Genomic DNA, 15,128 nt, shown 5'->3' on the forward strand with positions numbered 1-15,128 from the left:
GTCAGACTGCGCCGGTCGCGGCGCGAAGGCTTCGGAAACTGCCCGACTTTCTGCATCAGCGGGAGCGATAAACCCGCGCCGCCCTCATTACCGATATGCGTTGATCGTATCCCGCGTCTTCTTCGCGGCTTCGGCCGCCGCGTTCGCGTAATCGTCGCTCTTGCCGGCGTACAGAATGGCGCGCGACGAGTTGATGAGCATGCCCGTGCCATTCGCCGTGCGGCCCGCGCGGACGGTCGCTTCGACATCGCCGCCTTGCGCGCCGATGCCCGGAATCAGCAGCGGCATATCGCCGACAATGCCACGCACCGCTTCGATCTCTTTCGGAAACGTCGCGCCGACGACGAGCCCCAGTTGCCCGCTCGCGTTCCACCTCTCGGCCGCCAGCTTCGCAACGACCTGATACAGCGGCTTGCCGTCCGTCGTCAGGAATTGCAGGTCGGAACCGCCCGCGTTCGACGTGCGGCACAGCACGATCACGCCCTTGCCCTCATGCGCGAGATACGGCTCGATGGAATCGAAACCCATGTACGGATTCACCGTCACGGCGTCCGCTTTGTAGCGCTCGAACGCTTCCTTCGCGTATTGCTCGGCCGTGCTGCCGATATCGCCGCGCTTCGCATCGAGAATGACCGGCAGCCCCGCGTGCTTCTCGTGAATATGCGCGATCAGCGCTTCGAGCTGATCTTCCGCGCGATGCGCGGCGAAGTACGCGATCTGCGGCTTGAACGACGACGCGTACGGCGCGGTGGCATCGACGATGCTTTTGCAGAATTCGAAGATCGCATCGGCGCGGCCCGCGAGCGCGCCGGGAAACTTCGACGGCTCCGGATCGAGGCCGACGCACAAGAGCGATTGCGTGCGCGACCACGCGGCGTTGAGCGACTGGATGAAAGACATGGGAAAAATCGGCGGAAAGGGATGCCACGCATTTTAACGTGCGCGGCATCGCTTTCCGGTTCGGGCGTTTGGTGCGTTTGGTGCGTTCGGCGCGTTCGGCGGGTTCGGCGGGTTCGGCGGGTTTGGCGGGTTCGGCCCGTTCAGCGCGCGAGCGCCGCGCGGCCGCGCGCCTTCGCTCCCGCACGCGTGCGCGGCCGGCCGCGGCGCGCGGCCTCGCCGGTGCGCTCGACAGTGAAGCGGAACTCGCGCGAAAGCCGCTCGCCGGGCGCGAGCACTGTCATGCCGTTCGCCTCGCCGCCGCCCGGCAGATTCACCGCGTTGATCGGATGATCGACCGGCTCGAAGCAGAAGAAGTCCTCGCCCGGTGGCGCATAAAGCACGTAGTAATCGGTGTCGGCGGCAATCGTCAGCGATAGACGGCGCTTCGGCCAGAGCACGCTCGTGCGTCCGCTCCAGCCGGTGAACGCGTTGTTCACCATTTCGGACGGCATCGGATACGCGACGCCGAACTGCCACGCAGGCGGCGCGGGCACATGGCGCACCGGAAGCCAGTCGTCGCCGCAGAGCCATAGGCCGCCCGCCGCCGCGGAAAGCTCGGTATCGGCTTCGCGCATCAGAAACGGATGCAGGCCGAGACCGAAGGGCAGCGCCTCGTCGCCGGTGTTCTGCACGTCGAGCGTGACGACGAGCGTGGCTTCGTCGAGCGCATACGTCTGCGACGCGCGAAACGAGTACGGCTTGCCGTCGCTGCGCTCGAACGCGAGACGCACACGCGTCGCATCTTCTTCCTCGACGGTCCACGCGCCGAGCCAGCCGTCGCCGTGCAGCGGCAGCGGCTCATCCGGGCGATTGCGCGGCACGTCGATGGCGCGTCCGGAGAATCGAAAGTGCCCGTTGCCGATGCGGTTCGAATACGGCAAGAGCGGATAACACGCGAGCTGGTTCGGATCGGTGTCCGGGCCCGGTTCGGCGCACGGCCGGAAAATCGGCACGAGGGCGCCTTCGTGACGCCAGTCGAAACGCGTGACGCCGCCGCCGAGCGCCGGCGCGACATCGAGCCTCAAGTGCGCGTTCGCGAGCGTGATGCAGCCTTCGACGGCCGCGCCGCCGATGGCGACGACCGCCGTGCTCGGCCCCGGCCGGATGGGCGGTTCGGCGGCGGCGGCGAGCCGCGAACGGCGCGCGTTCGCCTGCGCCGTGGACGCGGACGGCCTATTCACCCTTTGCTCATTGCGCGCAACCGTCATGACCTGTGCTCCATCGAGAGGCGAAAAACCCGGCGCGGCCGCGGCCGGGGGCTGGACGGGCGGCGCGTCGGATCGCGCGCCGCCTCGGTTTCTTATGCTTGCGGCTTGCCGGCGAAAACCGGCTCCGCGATGCCGCGCACGCCGGGCTGCGCGGTGAAGATGCCGCCCGCGTGGGCGTCGGTTTTGAGCGCGTCGTCGGAAAGGCCGATGCGCGCCGTCGTCACGAAGAGCGTATCGAGCGAGTCGCCGCCGAACGCGACGCAACTCGGCTGCGCGCTCGGCACCTCGATGCGCGCCGTCTCGCGGCCGTCCGGCGCGTAGCGCACCACGCGCCGCCCGCCCCACTGCGCGTTCCACAAGCCGCCTTCCGCGTCGACCGTGGAGCCGTCGGGCGCGCCGGTATCGTCCGTCAGTTCGACGAACACGCGGTCGTTCGCGAGGCTCGGGTAATCGCAGACGCGAATGCGGCGCGTCGGCGTATCACAGTAGTAGAGCGTCGTGCCGTCCGGACTGAACGCGGTGCTGTTGTTGATCGCGCACTGCCCAAGCGGCAGGCGCTCCAGCGACAAATCCAGGTTCAGCCGATAGTAAGCGCCGAGCGGCTCTGCATCGTCCACGTCGTGCTTCGTGCCGAACACGAAGCGCCCTTCGCGGTCGCAGCGGCCGTCGTTCAGGCGCGTCGGCAGGCCGGCTTCGACTTCCGTGATCGTCTCGATCTTGCCCGTCGAGAACTGGAAGAACGCGAGCCGCGACGCAAGCCCGAGCAGCACGAAGTCCGGGTCCGCGCAGAGCGCGAAGCACGGGAGGCGCTCCGGCATGTCGAAGGCTTCGGTCGATCCGTCGCGCGGATCGTATCGCAGGAACCGCTTGCCTTCGATGTCCGTCCAGTAGAACCGCCCGCTCGCGGCGCACCACGTCGCGCCCTCGCCGAGCGCGCAACGGCTGTCGATCAGAAGGCGTGCCTCGGTTGCTTCGCTCGCGCCGCTTTGGTTCATTAGACCCATCCTCCGTCGATGATGATTTCCTGCGCCGTCATCATGCTGCTATCGTCCGATGCGAGGAAGAGCGCGGCGCGCGCGAGATGCTCGGGCAGCACTTCGGCGTCGATGCACTGTCCCTGCTTGATCGCGAGCTTGCCCGCCTCGTCGAGCCACAGGCGCTTCTGCTTTTCCGTCATCACCCAGCCCGGAACCAGCGAATTCGCGCGGATGCCGAACTGGCCGAGGTCGCGCGCGAGACCGCGCGTCAAGCCCTGCACCGCCGATTTCGCCGTCACGTACACGGGCAGCTTCGGGTTCTTGAGCATCCAGCTGACGGAGCCGAGATTGATGATCGAGCCGCCGCCCAGTTGCTTCATGTCGTCGACGACCGCCTGCGCCGCGAAGAACTGATGACGGATATTCACCGCGATGCCCCAATCGAACGATTCGGGCGTGACTTCCTCAACCGTATGACGCTTGTCGTTGGCCGCGTTGTTCACGAGCACGCCGATCGGCCCGAGCGCGCCGCGCACATCCGCGATGCCTTGGCGCAATGCGTCGATGTCCGTCAGGTCCACGCGCAGGAACATCGGCCGCGTGCGGTCCGCGCCAAGGTCCGCGCCGAGCCGGTCGGCCAGCGCCTCGCCGGCTTCGGTGTCGATATCGAAGAACGCCACTTTCGCGCCCTGATCGAAGAAATGCTCGACGAACGCCGCGCCGATGCCGGTCGCGCCGCCCGTGATGAGCACGGTCTTGCCTGCGAGGCTCGGGTAGCGCGCGAGGGATTTGTCGATGGATGTCATATGTTTCGCCGTCCTTTCAGTCGCGCGATCCGCGATTTTTCAACTGGTCTAGCAACACGGCAGCGAGCAGAATCGCGCCGCGCACGAGGTACTGATAGAACGCGTCGATGTTCAACAGGTTCATCACGTTCTCGACCGTGCCCATGATGAGCACGCCGATCACCACGCCGGAAATCGTCGCGCGGCCGCCGAGCAGCGAGACGCCGCCGAGCACGCACGCCGAAATCACGTTCAGCTCGAAGCCTTGCGCCGCGTTCGGCTGTCCCGACGTGATCCGAGACGCAAGGATAACGCCTGCAAGCGCCGTTACCGCGCCCTGCACGAGGAAAATCCAGACGCGCGTGCGTTCGACGTTGATGCCCGCGAGCCGCGACGCTTCCGGATTGCCGCCGATAGCAAGCGTGTTGCGGCCATAAACCGTCTGGTTCAGCAACACGCCGAACACGATGAAACACGCGAGCGTGACCCAGATCGGCAGGGAAATCCCGAGCATGGTCAAGCTGCCCATTTCGATGAAGGTATCCGACGACACGCCCACCGCCTGCCCGTGCGACACGATAAAGCCGAGCCCGCGCACGATTTCCATGGTCGCGAGCGTGGTGATCAGCGCGTTGATGCGCAGATACGCGATCACCGCCCCGTTCACGAAGCCGATCACCGAGCCCGCCGCCACCGCCGCGATGATCGCGATGAACGTATTGTTCGTCGCGTTCAGCACCATCGCGCAGAGCACGCCCGCGAACGCGATGGTCGAACCCACCGACAAGTCGAAGTCGCGCGAGGCGAGGCAGAACATCATCGTGCAGGCGACCATGCCGATCTGCGAGATCGACAGCGCCAGCCCGAGCATGTTCTCGATGGAGAAAAAGTGATCGACGGTCAGTGACATCGTGACGAACATCACGATGAAGATCACGATCAGGCTGTATTCCGTGATCTGCTGCCACCACTTCTGCTTGTCGCTTCTCTGCGGGATCAGCGCGTTCGCGACCGTTTCGCTAGCCTGTCCCACGATGTTTTCTCTGGCTTCCATGATTCGTCCCTTGTCCCCTTTAACTTTTACGCGGCCTCGGCGACCGTCTCCGATTGCGGCAGCGCGAGGCTCAACACCGACTGTTCGTTCGCCTGTCCGCGCGCCAATTCGCCCGCGACGCGCCCTTGCCGCATCACGACGATGCGATCGGACACGCCGAGCACTTCCGGCAGTTCCGACGAGATCATCACGATCGCGCAGCCACGCTCCGCCAGTTGATAGATCACGTTGTAGATTTCGTGCTTCGCGCCGACGTCGATGCCGCGCGTCGGTTCATCCAAAATCACGACCTTGAGATCCGGCTCGGCGAGCCAGCGCGAGAGAATCGCCTTCTGCTGATTGCCGCCCGACAGAAACCGGATGCGCTGACGGCGGCTCGGCGTCTTGATCTTCAGAAGCTGAATGAAGCGGTCCGCGGTCTCGGCTTCTTTCTTGCGGTCGAGAAAAAGCCCCGCGCGCAGAAAATGACGGCGGCACGAGATGTTGATGTTCTCCGCAACAGTCGCCATCGCGACGATGCCCTCTTCCTTCCGATCCTCCGGGCACAGCACGATGCCGTGGCGAATCGCTTCGCCGGTGCTGCGAATCTTGATCGGCCGGCCGTCGAGCTGAATCGTGCCTTCCTTCTTCTTGTCCGCGCCGTAAACCAGATGCATGAGTTCGCTGCGTCCCGCGCCGACGAGCCCGAAGAACCCGACGATTTCCCCGCGCCGCACCTCGAAGTTCACCGGCGCGGAAAGCGCCTCGCCCTGCACGTTCTGCACCGCGAAGCGCACGTCGCCCAGTTTGCGCGGACGATAGTTATAGATATCCGAGATTTCGCGGCCGACCATCTCCTGCACGAGCGTGTCGCGCGGCACTTCGGCCAAGCGCGTGTGCGACGCGATCTTGCGGCCGTCGCGGAAAATGGTGCACGCGTCGCATAGCTCGTAGATCTCGTCCATGCGGTGCGAGATATAGATGAGCGCGCGCTTGTCCGCCTTCAGGTCGCGCACGAGCTTGAACAGCACTTCGGTTTCGCGGTGCGAGAGCGACGAAGTCGGCTCGTCGAGCGCGATCACGCGCGCATTGCGCAAGAGCGCCTTGCAGATCTCGACCATCTGCCGCTGCGCGATGGAGAGCTTGCGCAGCTTCGCGTTGGGATCGAGATCGACGCCCATCGCGGCGAGCCGCTCGCGCACGTGCTTCTTCGCCGCACGCTTGTCCACCCAGCCGAGCCGGTTCGGCAGCGCGCCGAGCAGCAGGTTCTCGGAGACGGTTAAGTCCGGCACGTACTGCAACTCCTGGTGAATCACCGCGATGCCCGATGCAATCGAAGCCGCGGCGCTTCCGAAATGCACTTCTTTCTCGTCGATGAGCACGCGCCCCGAGTCGGGCTGATACTCGCCGCCGAGAATCTTGAGCAAGGTGGATTTACCCGCGCCGTTCTCGCCCATCAAACCGTGAACTTCGCCGGCGTTGACGTCGAACGACACGCCGTCGAGCGCGCGCACGCCTGGAAACACCTTGCCGATATTGTCAAAACGCAGCGTCGCTGACACATCGCCTCCTTGTTCTCTGCGGGCCGCGCTGTCGTGCGGCCCGCCTGCCTCGATGGATTTAGTTCGACGCCAGGCCCATTTGCTGACGCACCGACGACACGTTCTCACGCGTGGCGAGCATGCCCGTCGTGAGCGTGAGCGGCGGCGGCGCCTTGCCGTCCTTGATCCACGCGTACATCAGCTCGGAGGTCTCTTCGCCGTGACGCTTCGGGCTGATGATGACCGTGCCGTAGAAGCCCGTCGGGTTCGGCTTCTTGAACTCGTTCAACGCCGAATCCGATCCGCCGATGCCGATGCCGATCATGTTGTCCGCCTTGAAGCCGCGGCCTTCCGCCGCGCGAACCGCGCCGAGCACGGCTTCGTCGTTCAGGCCGTAGGCGACCCAGTGCTTGAACTGCGGGTTCTTCGTGAGCGCGATGTTCGCCGCGTTGAACGCGTTCTCCGTGTCGGTCTTCGCTTGCGGCGCGGCAATGATGTTCGCCTTCGGGAAACCGGCGGCGAGAAGCGCGTCGGTCGCGCCACTCGTGCGGTCATGCGCGGTCGGCAATTGCTCGTAAGTCACGTCGATTGCGCCGACATCCTTCATGTCCCAGCCGCGCTTCTTGATCTCGGCGGCGATGCCGTCGCCCACTTGCTTGCCGATGTTGTAGGCCGAAATGCCCATGTGCGGCACCGACTCGATCGGCTTGCCGGAACCATCGACGAGGCGGTCATCCACGGTCATCATCTTCAGCTTGTCGGCCTTCGCCTTCGCGACGATGCCCGGCCCGAGCTTCACGTCCGGCGTGCAGATGATGAAACCCTGCGCCTTCTGCGCGGCGAGGTTGTCGATCGCGCTCATCACTTTTTCGCCCGACGGCGCGCCGATCTTCACGAGCGTGAAGCCCTTCTCCTTGGCGGCGGTCTCGGCGAATTTCCATTCGTCCTGGAACCACGGCTCTTCCGGCTGCTTCACGAGAAAGCCGATCTTGACATCGTCGGCGGCCTGCGCGACGGGCGCGGCGATCATCGTGGCGCTCGTGGCCGTGGCCGCGGCGATCAGCGTGAGGAACAGTCTGCGTTTCATCTTTTGTCTCCCGATCTTTTCCGTTGTCTCAAAATACCCGCGTGCGGGCGGTGGCAGGCGTGTGGCCGCGTGTCTTTCTGCGTGGATGCCGCACCGCGGCCAGTGCGTCATTTCTTTTGGTTCGTATGTCTTCAGTCGTGGTACAGCGCGGAACGCCCGCCATCCACGGTGATACAGCTCGCGTTGATGAACGGCGCTTCGTCCGATGCGAGGAACACCGCCGTCATCGCGACTTCCTGCGGCTTGCCGATGCGCTTCATCGGCTGGAGATCGAGCGTCGCCTGCCGCGCTGCCTTCGGATCGGCTTGCGAGTCCCACCAGTCCAGCGTCAGTTGCGTTTCGATGTAACCCGGCGCGATGGCATTCACGCGTACGTTGTTCGGCGCGTATTCGATGCCGAGCGCGCGCGTCAGGCCGATGACGCCGTGCTTCGCGACCGGATACGGAAAGCAGCCCGGGATGATCTTGAAGCTGTGCGTCGAGGCGATATTCACGATACTGCCCCGGCTGCGTTCCACCATGCCCGGCAGCACCGCGCGGCAGCCATTCCACACGCCGTCGAGATCGACGGCGAAGCAGCGCCGCCAGTCGTCGTCGGTCATGGTGAGCGGATCGCAGAACACGTTGATGCCGGCGTTGTTCACGAGCGTGTCGAGCGCGCCGAACTTCGCTTCCGTTTGCGCGACGGCGTCTTTCACTGACGCGCTTTGCGTCACGTCGGTCTGCACCGCAACGACGCGCTCGGATTGCGTTTCGTCGGCGATGCGCTTCGCCGTCTCGCGCGCCGTCTCGATATCCAGTTCCGCGAGCGCGACCGCCGCGCCTTCGCGCGCGAACGCCAGCGCGATCGCCGCGCCGATGCCGCGGCCCGCGCCGGTGACCATCGCGACTTTGCCGGCGAGCCGGTTCATCGCTTCTCACCCTTCGCGATGGCGAGTCCTTCGACGAACGCCTTCGCGTGCGATGCCGTCACGCTCACGCTTTGCCCCGGCTTGTAGAGCGCGGAGCCCAAGCCGAAGCCGTTCGCGCCCGCCGTCAGAAACGGCCCCATGTTGTCCGGCGCGATGCCGCCGACCGGCACGAGCGGCACTTCCTTCGCGATGACCGCCCGCCACGCCTTCACCACCGTCGGGCCGAGTTGCTCGGCGGGGAACATTTTCAGCACGTCCGCGCCGTTCTTCAGCGCGAGAAAACCTTCGTTCGGCGTGGTGACGCCCGGCGCGCACGCGAGTCCGTGCGCCTTCGCGGCGCGAACCACGTCGCCGTCGCTGTGCGGCATCACGATCAGTTCGCCGCCCGCGTCTTTCACGTTGTCGACGTAACTCGGATGCAGCACCGTGCCCGCCCCCACGATGGCGTCGTCCGGCAGCGCCTGCCGGATCGCCGCGATGCTGTCGAACGGCTGTGGCGAATTGAGCGGCACCTCGACGATGCGAAAGCCCGCTTCGTAGAGCGCGCGGCCGTGCTCGGCGGCATCGGCGGGCGTGACGCCGCGCAGAATCGCGATGAGCGGACACTGAGCGAACGCCTTCGCGAGACCGGCGTGCATCTCGTACGGCGCGGGCAGATTGATGTGAGGTTGCATCGTCTTGCTCCTTGCGTGTTCGGGTTCGTCTGCGTGCGTCAGCCGGCGCTCGCGGGCGCGGTCACGAGCCCGGCTTGCGCGGCGATTCGGTACAGACCGTGTTCGGTGGCGTGCGCGACCGTCTGCGCGTCCTGGCAGTCGAAACGCGCGAGCGCGGCGCGATAGCGGTCGCAGAGCGCATCGTTGCCGATGAGGCGCAGCGTCCTGCCCGCGAGCGACGACGCATCCCGCGCCAGCACTTCGTTCAGCCCGCGCAGTTCATGGCCGATGAGCAGTCCCGACAAGTAATCCGGCTGCTGTTCGGGCGTCAGTTGCCCGGTGAGGCCCAGCGTGCGCGTGCTGAAAATGGTCGCGAGCACGCCGGGATGACCGGCATCGCGCGCGGTATCGACACCGCGAATGAACGCGGCCGCATCGGGGGCCGCGCCGTGCTGCATCGTGCGGCCGAGAATCGTGTGGTCGCGAAGCGCGCCGAACGTCTCGCCGGTCATGAAGGTGTAGAAACGCTCGATACGGCCGCCTTCGACGAACGCCCATTTCGCATGCGTGCCGGGCAGGCCGATCAGCGCGCCGCCGGGCGCGGACAGCGACGCATCGGCCGAAAGCGCGCCGACGATCTGCGTTTCCTCGCCGCGCATCACGTTCGGCAACACGCCGCGTTCGAGCACGCCCGGCACCACGCGCACGGTCACGCCGCGCGCCGCCGTCACCGTGACGATGCCCGCGACGAGCGCGTTGGCGTCGGCGGGCGTATCGACATACGGCGCTTCGATCCAGCCTTGCGCGCTGCCGATCATGCCCGCCGCGATTACCGGCAAGCGCGGATGCGCGTCGAGCCACGCACCGCAGGTTTCCTCGAACGCCTCGTCGAAGCCGCCGGCGGGCAGCTTCATGATGCCTGCCGACGACGCGCGGGTGTCGAGCGCCTTAGCGTCGTCGCCGAGCAGATAGGCGCGCAGGGACGTGGTGCCCCAGTCGAGCGCAATGAGAGCGGGCGCGGTCATCGCTTGATCCTGCGATTGGCCTGCGGCGCGCGCCAGCCGAGTTCTTCGGAGATCGAACGCGCTTCGCGCTGCACGACCGGGATCAGTTCTTCCATACGCTCGTCCGGCATATAAGGGATGGTGCTCGCGACAGAAAGCGCCGCGACGATCGCGCCCGACGCATCGCGCACGGGCGCGGCCACGCAGCGAATCGACGCCTCGTTCTCTTCGAGGTCGAAGGTGTAACCGCCTTGCGAATAGCGCGTCATGCGCTGAAGAAATGTATCGACGTCCGGGCGGTTCTCCGGCTTGAAGCTCGTGCGGGCGAGCGCCCGGTGCGACGCGTCGAGCAGCTTCTTCCACGCGTTCGCTTCGAGGTCGAGCATCATCGCCTTGCCGATGCCCGTCGATGCGAGCGGCATGCGGTGCCCGACGCGCGAACGCATTTCGAGCCCGCGCGTGCCGGGAATCTTGTCGATGTAGAGCACGTCGTCGCCGTCGCGCACGCCCAGGTGAATCGTGTCGTGCGTATGCTGCGCGAGCGCCTGTAGATGCGGACGCGCGACCGCCGTCAGCGGCATCTGTTCCAGCGCGATGGTGCCGAGTTCGATCAGCTTCGGCCCGAGCAGATAGCCGCCCTGCACTTGCCGCAGATACCGCGCCTGCACGAGCGAACTTACGAGCCGGTGCGTGGTGCTGCGCGTCGTGCCGAGCGCCGCGCTGAACGAGCGCAGATCGCGCGCGCCGTTCGCGGCCGCTTCGAGAATCGCGAGGCCGCGCAGCAGCGTCTGCGTGCCGGCCTGCTGCGGCGTGACATCGACGAGCGCGCTCGGCAGCGCGATGGCGTCGGCGTCGCGGCGGCCGGTTTCGCGCGCGCGGGCGTCGTTGGCGGCTAGGCCGTTGTCCGTATCGGCATGCTGGAGCTTGGTCATGTCGATCACCCCTCGATGAGCGAGCAAGACGGCGCGCGCTTTTCGCGTGAGGCGGATAAATCGTGCGGCGCGACCCGCGAGCGCGGGCAGGCGATCGAATGCATGACGTGTCTCCGGTTTTGTTCTTGTTGGCGCGAGGTGTCTTGGCCTCTGCAGTGCCTTCTGGCGGTGTCGTCGAAGGCTTGGACCGGATTGTAGTTCCGGCTATCTCAAATCTTCAATATGTGACCGCGCTGTTCACATAATGGGAGTCTAGCTGACAACTGAAAGCGACACGCGAACAAAAAAGCCCTGACGGATCAGGGCTTTATCGAGTTTAGCGACGCGAGCTAAATTCTATTCCGGCAGTTCGGCGGCGCCCATTCGCCGGGCGATGACGCGCGCCCGCATCGTCAGATACGCCGAATTGCGATGGTCGTCGAAGTACTTCGGACGCGGCAGCATCACGGCGAGGCGCGCGCTCTGTCCCGCCGTCAACTTGGCCGCCGACGTCTTGTAGTAATAGCGCGCCGCCGCTTCCGCGCCGTAGACGCCGTTGCCCCATTCGACCGAATTCAGATAGACCTCGAAGATGCGTTCCTTGGTCCACCAGAACTCGAGCATCCACGTAATCACCAGCTCCTGCGCCTTGCGGATATAGCTCTTCTCGCGCGACAGAAACAGATTGCGGGCGAGTTGCTGGGAGATGGTCGAGCCGCCCGCGACGATCTTTCCGCGCGACTTGTTCTTCTCCCACGCCTGCAAGATGGCGTCGGTTTCGTAGCCGTTGTTATTGACGAAGTTCGCATCTTCGGACGCGATGATCGCGCGCTTCAAATTGCGCGAGATCTGGTCGTACGGCACCCACGTGCGTTGCAGCGCGATGCCGGGATGCGTCTTCGCGAGCGTCCACGCGTCGGCGCGCATGAAGGCGGTCGAACCGGGATTGATCGCCGTCCACACGCCGATCTGAAGGAAGAAGTAGAGCTGCGTCGCGAGAATCGCGATGAAGAAGACGGATACGCCGTACGCGATCCATCGCGCGGGACCGAGCCGCACCGCGCGGCGCGTGGGCCGGTCGCTCGGCGACGTGCGGCTGTGGCCGGGCGCGGTGGTCATCAGGCTTTTGCCGTCAGCGTTTGGCGCAGTTCGCGCAGCACGGCGCCGCCGTCCGGGCGCACGCCGCGCCAGATGAAGAACGATTCGGCGGCCTGTTCGACCAGCATGCCGAGGCCGTCGGCCGCGCGCGCGCCGAGCCGCTCCGCGTGCTGCATGAAGACCGTCGGCTTCGGGCCGTACATCATGTCGTAGGCGAGCGTGCCCGCGCCGAAAGCCGCGTCGTCGCATTCGGGCAGCGCGGCGTCGAGGCTGCCGGCCGTCGCGTTGACGATCACGTCGTAGCGCGTCTTTTCGATGCTGTGGGCGCCGCCGCCCGACAGGCGCACGTTCGCCTCCTGCGCGGCCTGCGCGAACTGACCGACGAGTTGCTGCGCCTTCGCCGCCGTGCGATTGACGATGACGAGCGAAGCCGGCCGCCGGTCGAAAATCGGCAAGACGACGCCGCGCGCCGCGCCGCCCGCGCCGAGCAGCAGCACGCGCGCGCCTTCCAGACTCACGCCGAGATTCGCTTCGATGTCGCGCACGAGGCCGACGCCGTCGGTGTTGTCGCCGCGCACGCCGTCTTCGGTGAACGACAGCGTGTTGACTGCGCCGGCTGCCGCCGCGCGCGGCGACAGCGAGTCGGCGAACGCGTGGGCGTCGAGCTTGAACGGCACCGTCACGTTCATGCCCCGTCCGCCCGACGCGATGAACGCTTCGACTGCCTGCTCGAAGCCGCCGAGCGGTCCGAGAATGCGCCCGTATTCGACCGCTTCGCCGGTCTGTTCGGCAAAGCGCGCGTGAATCCACGGCGACTTGCTGTGCTCGACCGGATTGCCGATCACCGCGTACCGGTCGCGCGGCTGCGGCGCGTTCATGCGTTCGGCTCCTGTGGCTGCGGCGATGCTTCCGCCGATTCATCCACCGATGCCTCCGCCTGCGCTTCGGCTTCGCTCTCGGCGCTCAAATCGTCGGCTTCGATGATTTCTTCTTCGCTTTCTTCCTCTTCGACGGGCGCGGCGGCGGACGGCGCGTCGATCACGTGCAGCAGACGGCACGACGCCTCGACGGTCAGTTCATCGATGGACACCACTTCCAGCATCACCCGCGTGCCGCGCGCATGCACGCCCAAACCGGGCACGTGCAGGATCAGCGGGATCTCCTCGAAGCGCACGAGATCGTCCTTCACCACCGACGCCGGAACCTGCCGCTTGTTCTCCTGCTTCAGCCAGCGCAGACACCAGAAATACTCCATGCGGCGCTGATGATCAGCATAAGCGGTGTACGTATCGTCGAAGCCCTGCACAACGGCGAACAGGTCCGCGTCCTTCGGCTTGAAAGGCGCGGCCAGCTTCGCGGTCACGCCGTGCTGCACGCACGCGAGCAGTTGCCACTGATTGACCAGATCGACGTAACGGCGCAGCGGCGACGTGCTCCACGCATATTGCGCGACGCCCAGGCCCTCGTGCGGCGCGGGCGTCGTCTGCATGCGCGTGCGCTTGGGGCCGGGACCGCCGAAGCCGCGCTGCGAGCGGTAGATGCCCGGCACGCCGTGATCGTTGAGGAACGCGCCCCACGACGAATTTGCGAGAATCGCGAGTTCCGCCACGATCAGGTCGAGCGGCGATCCGCGGCGGCGCGGCGTGATGGTGATGTGCTCGCCTTCGACGTAGAAGTTGAAGTCGTTGTTGCGCTGCACTTCGCGCTTGAGGCCGTACGTCGCGCGGGCTTGCTGGCGCTTTTCGAAGAGCGCCTGTGCGAGCGGCCACAGCACGGCGATGTCTTCCTTGTGCGGATAATCGCCCGTGCCGGCGGCGAGGCTTTCCTCGGTCACGTGCTCGTCGAGATGGTTGTGGCGCAGATTCGACTTGATGAACACGCGCTCGGCGCGCGTTTCGCTCGCGACGATGTCCTGCGTCTCGCGATTCACGATGATGTAGAGCGACAGCGCCGGCCGCAGTCCGCCCTCGCCGAGCGTGAACACGTCGACGACGTTGTCGGGCAGCATCGTGATCTTGTCGCCGGGCATGTAGACCGTCGAAAGACGGCTGCGCGCGATCGAATCGATGGTGTCGCCCCGCGCGATGCCGAGCGCCGGCGCCGCGATATGCACGCCGACGCGCACGCGCCCGTCCGCCAGATGCTGCACGGAGAACGCATCGTCGATTTCGGTGGTCGTCACGTCGTCGATGGAGAACGCTTCGACCTCCGCTTCGGGCAGATCTTCGGGCAGCGGCGCGGGCTGCACGGAGGGAAAGCCGACGCCGTGCGGGAAGTACTCGGCGAGGAAACGCGCTTCGTGCAACTGGCGCGCGGACGCAATGCCGCCGCATTCGAGCATGAGCCGCGCCTGCGAAATGCCGCGCGCGGCCGCCGCCGCCTCGAGCGCCTTGTATTCGATGGAATTCTTGTCCGGCTTCGTCAGAAGGCCGATGGCCTTGTCCTTCAGCGCCTCGGGCAGCTTGCCCGCCTTCAGTTCTTCCTCGTAGCCCGCCTGCACGAGCGCCTGCTGGCGCTTGCGCTCCAGCGACGCGAGCGCCATTTGCAACTGCTCCTGCGGCGCGCGCTGATACTGCCCGCGCCCCTTGCGACGGAAGTACACCGGCGCGCCGTGCATGCGCAGCACCAGCGCGGCACGCTCGCTCGGACCGAACTTGTCGCCGAAGTAGTCCGCGCCGAGCGCGGTGAACGGAAACTCTTCCTCGGGCGCGCATTCCCACAGGAAATCGAGGTCGATGTCCTGCGCGATGGCGTCGGCTTCCTGCATCAGATCGGCGGCGGCGGGCTTCTCGAATTCGATCAGCACGTCTTTCGCGCGCACCTTTGCGCGGCGTCCGCCCGGCAACTCGACCTGGAACGCGTCGCCTTGTTTCGACAAGACCGAGCCGGCCTTGAAACTACCCGATTCCTCGAAGAAAACGTTCACTCAATACTCTCGTAAGACGGTGGACCGGACGCGGCATGCGCCGGTGGATGAATGA

General features: G+C 65.9%; 14 protein-coding genes. All 14 read right to left on the bottom strand.

What is annotated here, in order from left to right:
* Positions 1-87: 87 nt before the first annotated feature.
* Positions 88-900 carry an orotidine-5'-phosphate decarboxylase gene (pyrF, locus tag HWX53_RS22745; RefSeq protein WP_175945073.1) on the bottom strand — a complete coding sequence of 271 codons (813 nt, stop codon included), beginning with the start codon at positions 898-900 and terminating at the stop codon, positions 88-90.
* Positions 901-1,040: 140 nt separating this feature from the next.
* Complete coding sequence (locus tag HWX53_RS22750; RefSeq protein WP_175945075.1) at positions 1,041-2,147, bottom strand: aldose 1-epimerase; 1,107 nt, start codon at positions 2,145-2,147, stop codon at positions 1,041-1,043.
* A gap of 92 nt (positions 2,148-2,239) precedes the next feature.
* Positions 2,240-3,151: an SMP-30/gluconolactonase/LRE family protein gene (locus HWX53_RS22755; RefSeq protein WP_175945077.1), complete on the bottom strand. Its 912-nt coding sequence runs from the start codon at positions 3,149-3,151 to the stop codon at positions 2,240-2,242.
* On the bottom strand, positions 3,142-3,930 hold the full coding sequence (locus tag HWX53_RS22760) for an SDR family oxidoreductase (RefSeq protein WP_175945078.1): 789 nt from the start codon (positions 3,928-3,930) through the stop codon (positions 3,142-3,144). Before HWX53_RS22760 ends, HWX53_RS22755 begins: the two co-directional genes overlap by 10 nt.
* A 16-nt stretch (positions 3,931-3,946) precedes the next feature.
* Positions 3,947-4,963: an L-arabinose ABC transporter permease AraH gene (gene araH, locus HWX53_RS22765; protein WP_175945080.1), complete on the bottom strand. Its 1,017-nt coding sequence runs from the start codon at positions 4,961-4,963 to the stop codon at positions 3,947-3,949.
* A gap of 26 nt (positions 4,964-4,989) precedes the next feature.
* Positions 4,990-6,504: an L-arabinose ABC transporter ATP-binding protein AraG gene (gene araG / locus HWX53_RS22770; RefSeq protein ID WP_175945082.1), complete on the bottom strand. Its 1,515-nt coding sequence runs from the start codon at positions 6,502-6,504 to the stop codon at positions 4,990-4,992.
* Positions 6,505-6,562: 58 nt separating this feature from the next.
* Positions 6,563-7,570, bottom strand: coding sequence for an arabinose ABC transporter substrate-binding protein (locus HWX53_RS22775; RefSeq protein WP_175945084.1), 1,008 nt, complete (start codon positions 7,568-7,570; stop codon positions 6,563-6,565).
* Positions 7,571-7,701: 131 nt separating this feature from the next.
* Entirely contained in the window at positions 7,702-8,481 is a 780-nt protein-coding gene (locus HWX53_RS22780; RefSeq protein WP_175945085.1) for an SDR family oxidoreductase, read from the bottom strand.
* On the bottom strand, positions 8,478-9,155 hold the full coding sequence (locus HWX53_RS22785) for a 2-dehydro-3-deoxy-6-phosphogalactonate aldolase (RefSeq protein ID WP_175945087.1): 678 nt from the start codon (positions 9,153-9,155) through the stop codon (positions 8,478-8,480). The genes HWX53_RS22780 and HWX53_RS22785 overlap by 4 nt, the downstream gene beginning before the upstream one ends.
* Positions 9,156-9,193: 38 nt before the next feature.
* A complete protein-coding gene (locus tag HWX53_RS22790) occupies positions 9,194-10,159 on the bottom strand; it encodes a 2-dehydro-3-deoxygalactonokinase (protein WP_175945089.1) in 966 nt (321 codons plus the stop codon).
* Positions 10,156-11,070 (bottom strand): IclR family transcriptional regulator, encoded by a 915-nt coding sequence (locus HWX53_RS22795; RefSeq protein WP_241269802.1) that lies wholly within the window; start codon positions 11,068-11,070, stop codon positions 10,156-10,158. The genes HWX53_RS22790 and HWX53_RS22795 overlap by 4 nt, the downstream gene beginning before the upstream one ends.
* A 336-nt stretch (positions 11,071-11,406) precedes the next feature.
* A complete protein-coding gene (mtgA, locus tag HWX53_RS22800) occupies positions 11,407-12,168 on the bottom strand; it encodes a monofunctional biosynthetic peptidoglycan transglycosylase (protein ID WP_175945091.1) in 762 nt (253 codons plus the stop codon).
* Positions 12,168-13,025 (bottom strand): shikimate dehydrogenase, encoded by an 858-nt coding sequence (aroE, locus tag HWX53_RS22805; protein WP_175945093.1) that lies wholly within the window; start codon positions 13,023-13,025, stop codon positions 12,168-12,170. The genes mtgA and aroE overlap by 1 nt, the downstream gene beginning before the upstream one ends.
* Complete coding sequence (locus tag HWX53_RS22810; RefSeq protein WP_175945095.1) at positions 13,022-15,073, bottom strand: RNB domain-containing ribonuclease; 2,052 nt, start codon at positions 15,071-15,073, stop codon at positions 13,022-13,024. Before HWX53_RS22810 ends, aroE begins: the two co-directional genes overlap by 4 nt.
* Positions 15,074-15,128: the final 55 nt, after the last annotated feature.

The organism is Caballeronia sp. BCC1704 (genome assembly GCF_902833455.1).
In the GTDB taxonomy this organism is placed as follows: Bacteria; Pseudomonadota; Gammaproteobacteria; order Burkholderiales; family Burkholderiaceae; genus Caballeronia.

Coding starts and splice junctions, on each gene's coding strand:
- pyrF (WP_175945073.1), bottom strand. CDS start 900: ATGTCTTTCATCCAGTCGCTCAACGCCGCGTGGTCGCGCACGCAATCG.
- HWX53_RS22750 (WP_175945075.1), bottom strand. CDS start 2,147: ATGACGGTTGCGCGCAATGAGCAAAGGGTGAATAGGCCGTCCGCGTCC.
- HWX53_RS22755 (WP_175945077.1), bottom strand. CDS start 3,151: ATGGGTCTAATGAACCAAAGCGGCGCGAGCGAAGCAACCGAGGCACGC.
- HWX53_RS22760 (WP_175945078.1), bottom strand. CDS start 3,930: ATGACATCCATCGACAAATCCCTCGCGCGCTACCCGAGCCTCGCAGGC.
- araH (WP_175945080.1), bottom strand. CDS start 4,963: ATGGAAGCCAGAGAAAACATCGTGGGACAGGCTAGCGAAACGGTCGCG.
- HWX53_RS22775 (WP_175945084.1), bottom strand. CDS start 7,570: ATGAAACGCAGACTGTTCCTCACGCTGATCGCCGCGGCCACGGCCACG.
- HWX53_RS22780 (WP_175945085.1), bottom strand. CDS start 8,481: ATGAACCGGCTCGCCGGCAAAGTCGCGATGGTCACCGGCGCGGGCCGC.
- HWX53_RS22785 (WP_175945087.1), bottom strand. CDS start 9,155: ATGCAACCTCACATCAATCTGCCCGCGCCGTACGAGATGCACGCCGGT.
- HWX53_RS22790 (WP_175945089.1), bottom strand. CDS start 10,159: ATGACCGCGCCCGCTCTCATTGCGCTCGACTGGGGCACCACGTCCCTG.
- HWX53_RS22795 (WP_241269802.1), bottom strand. CDS start 11,070: ATGACCAAGCTCCAGCATGCCGATACGGACAACGGCCTAGCCGCCAAC.
- mtgA (WP_175945091.1), bottom strand. CDS start 12,168: ATGACCACCGCGCCCGGCCACAGCCGCACGTCGCCGAGCGACCGGCCC.
- aroE (WP_175945093.1), bottom strand. CDS start 13,025: ATGAACGCGCCGCAGCCGCGCGACCGGTACGCGGTGATCGGCAATCCG.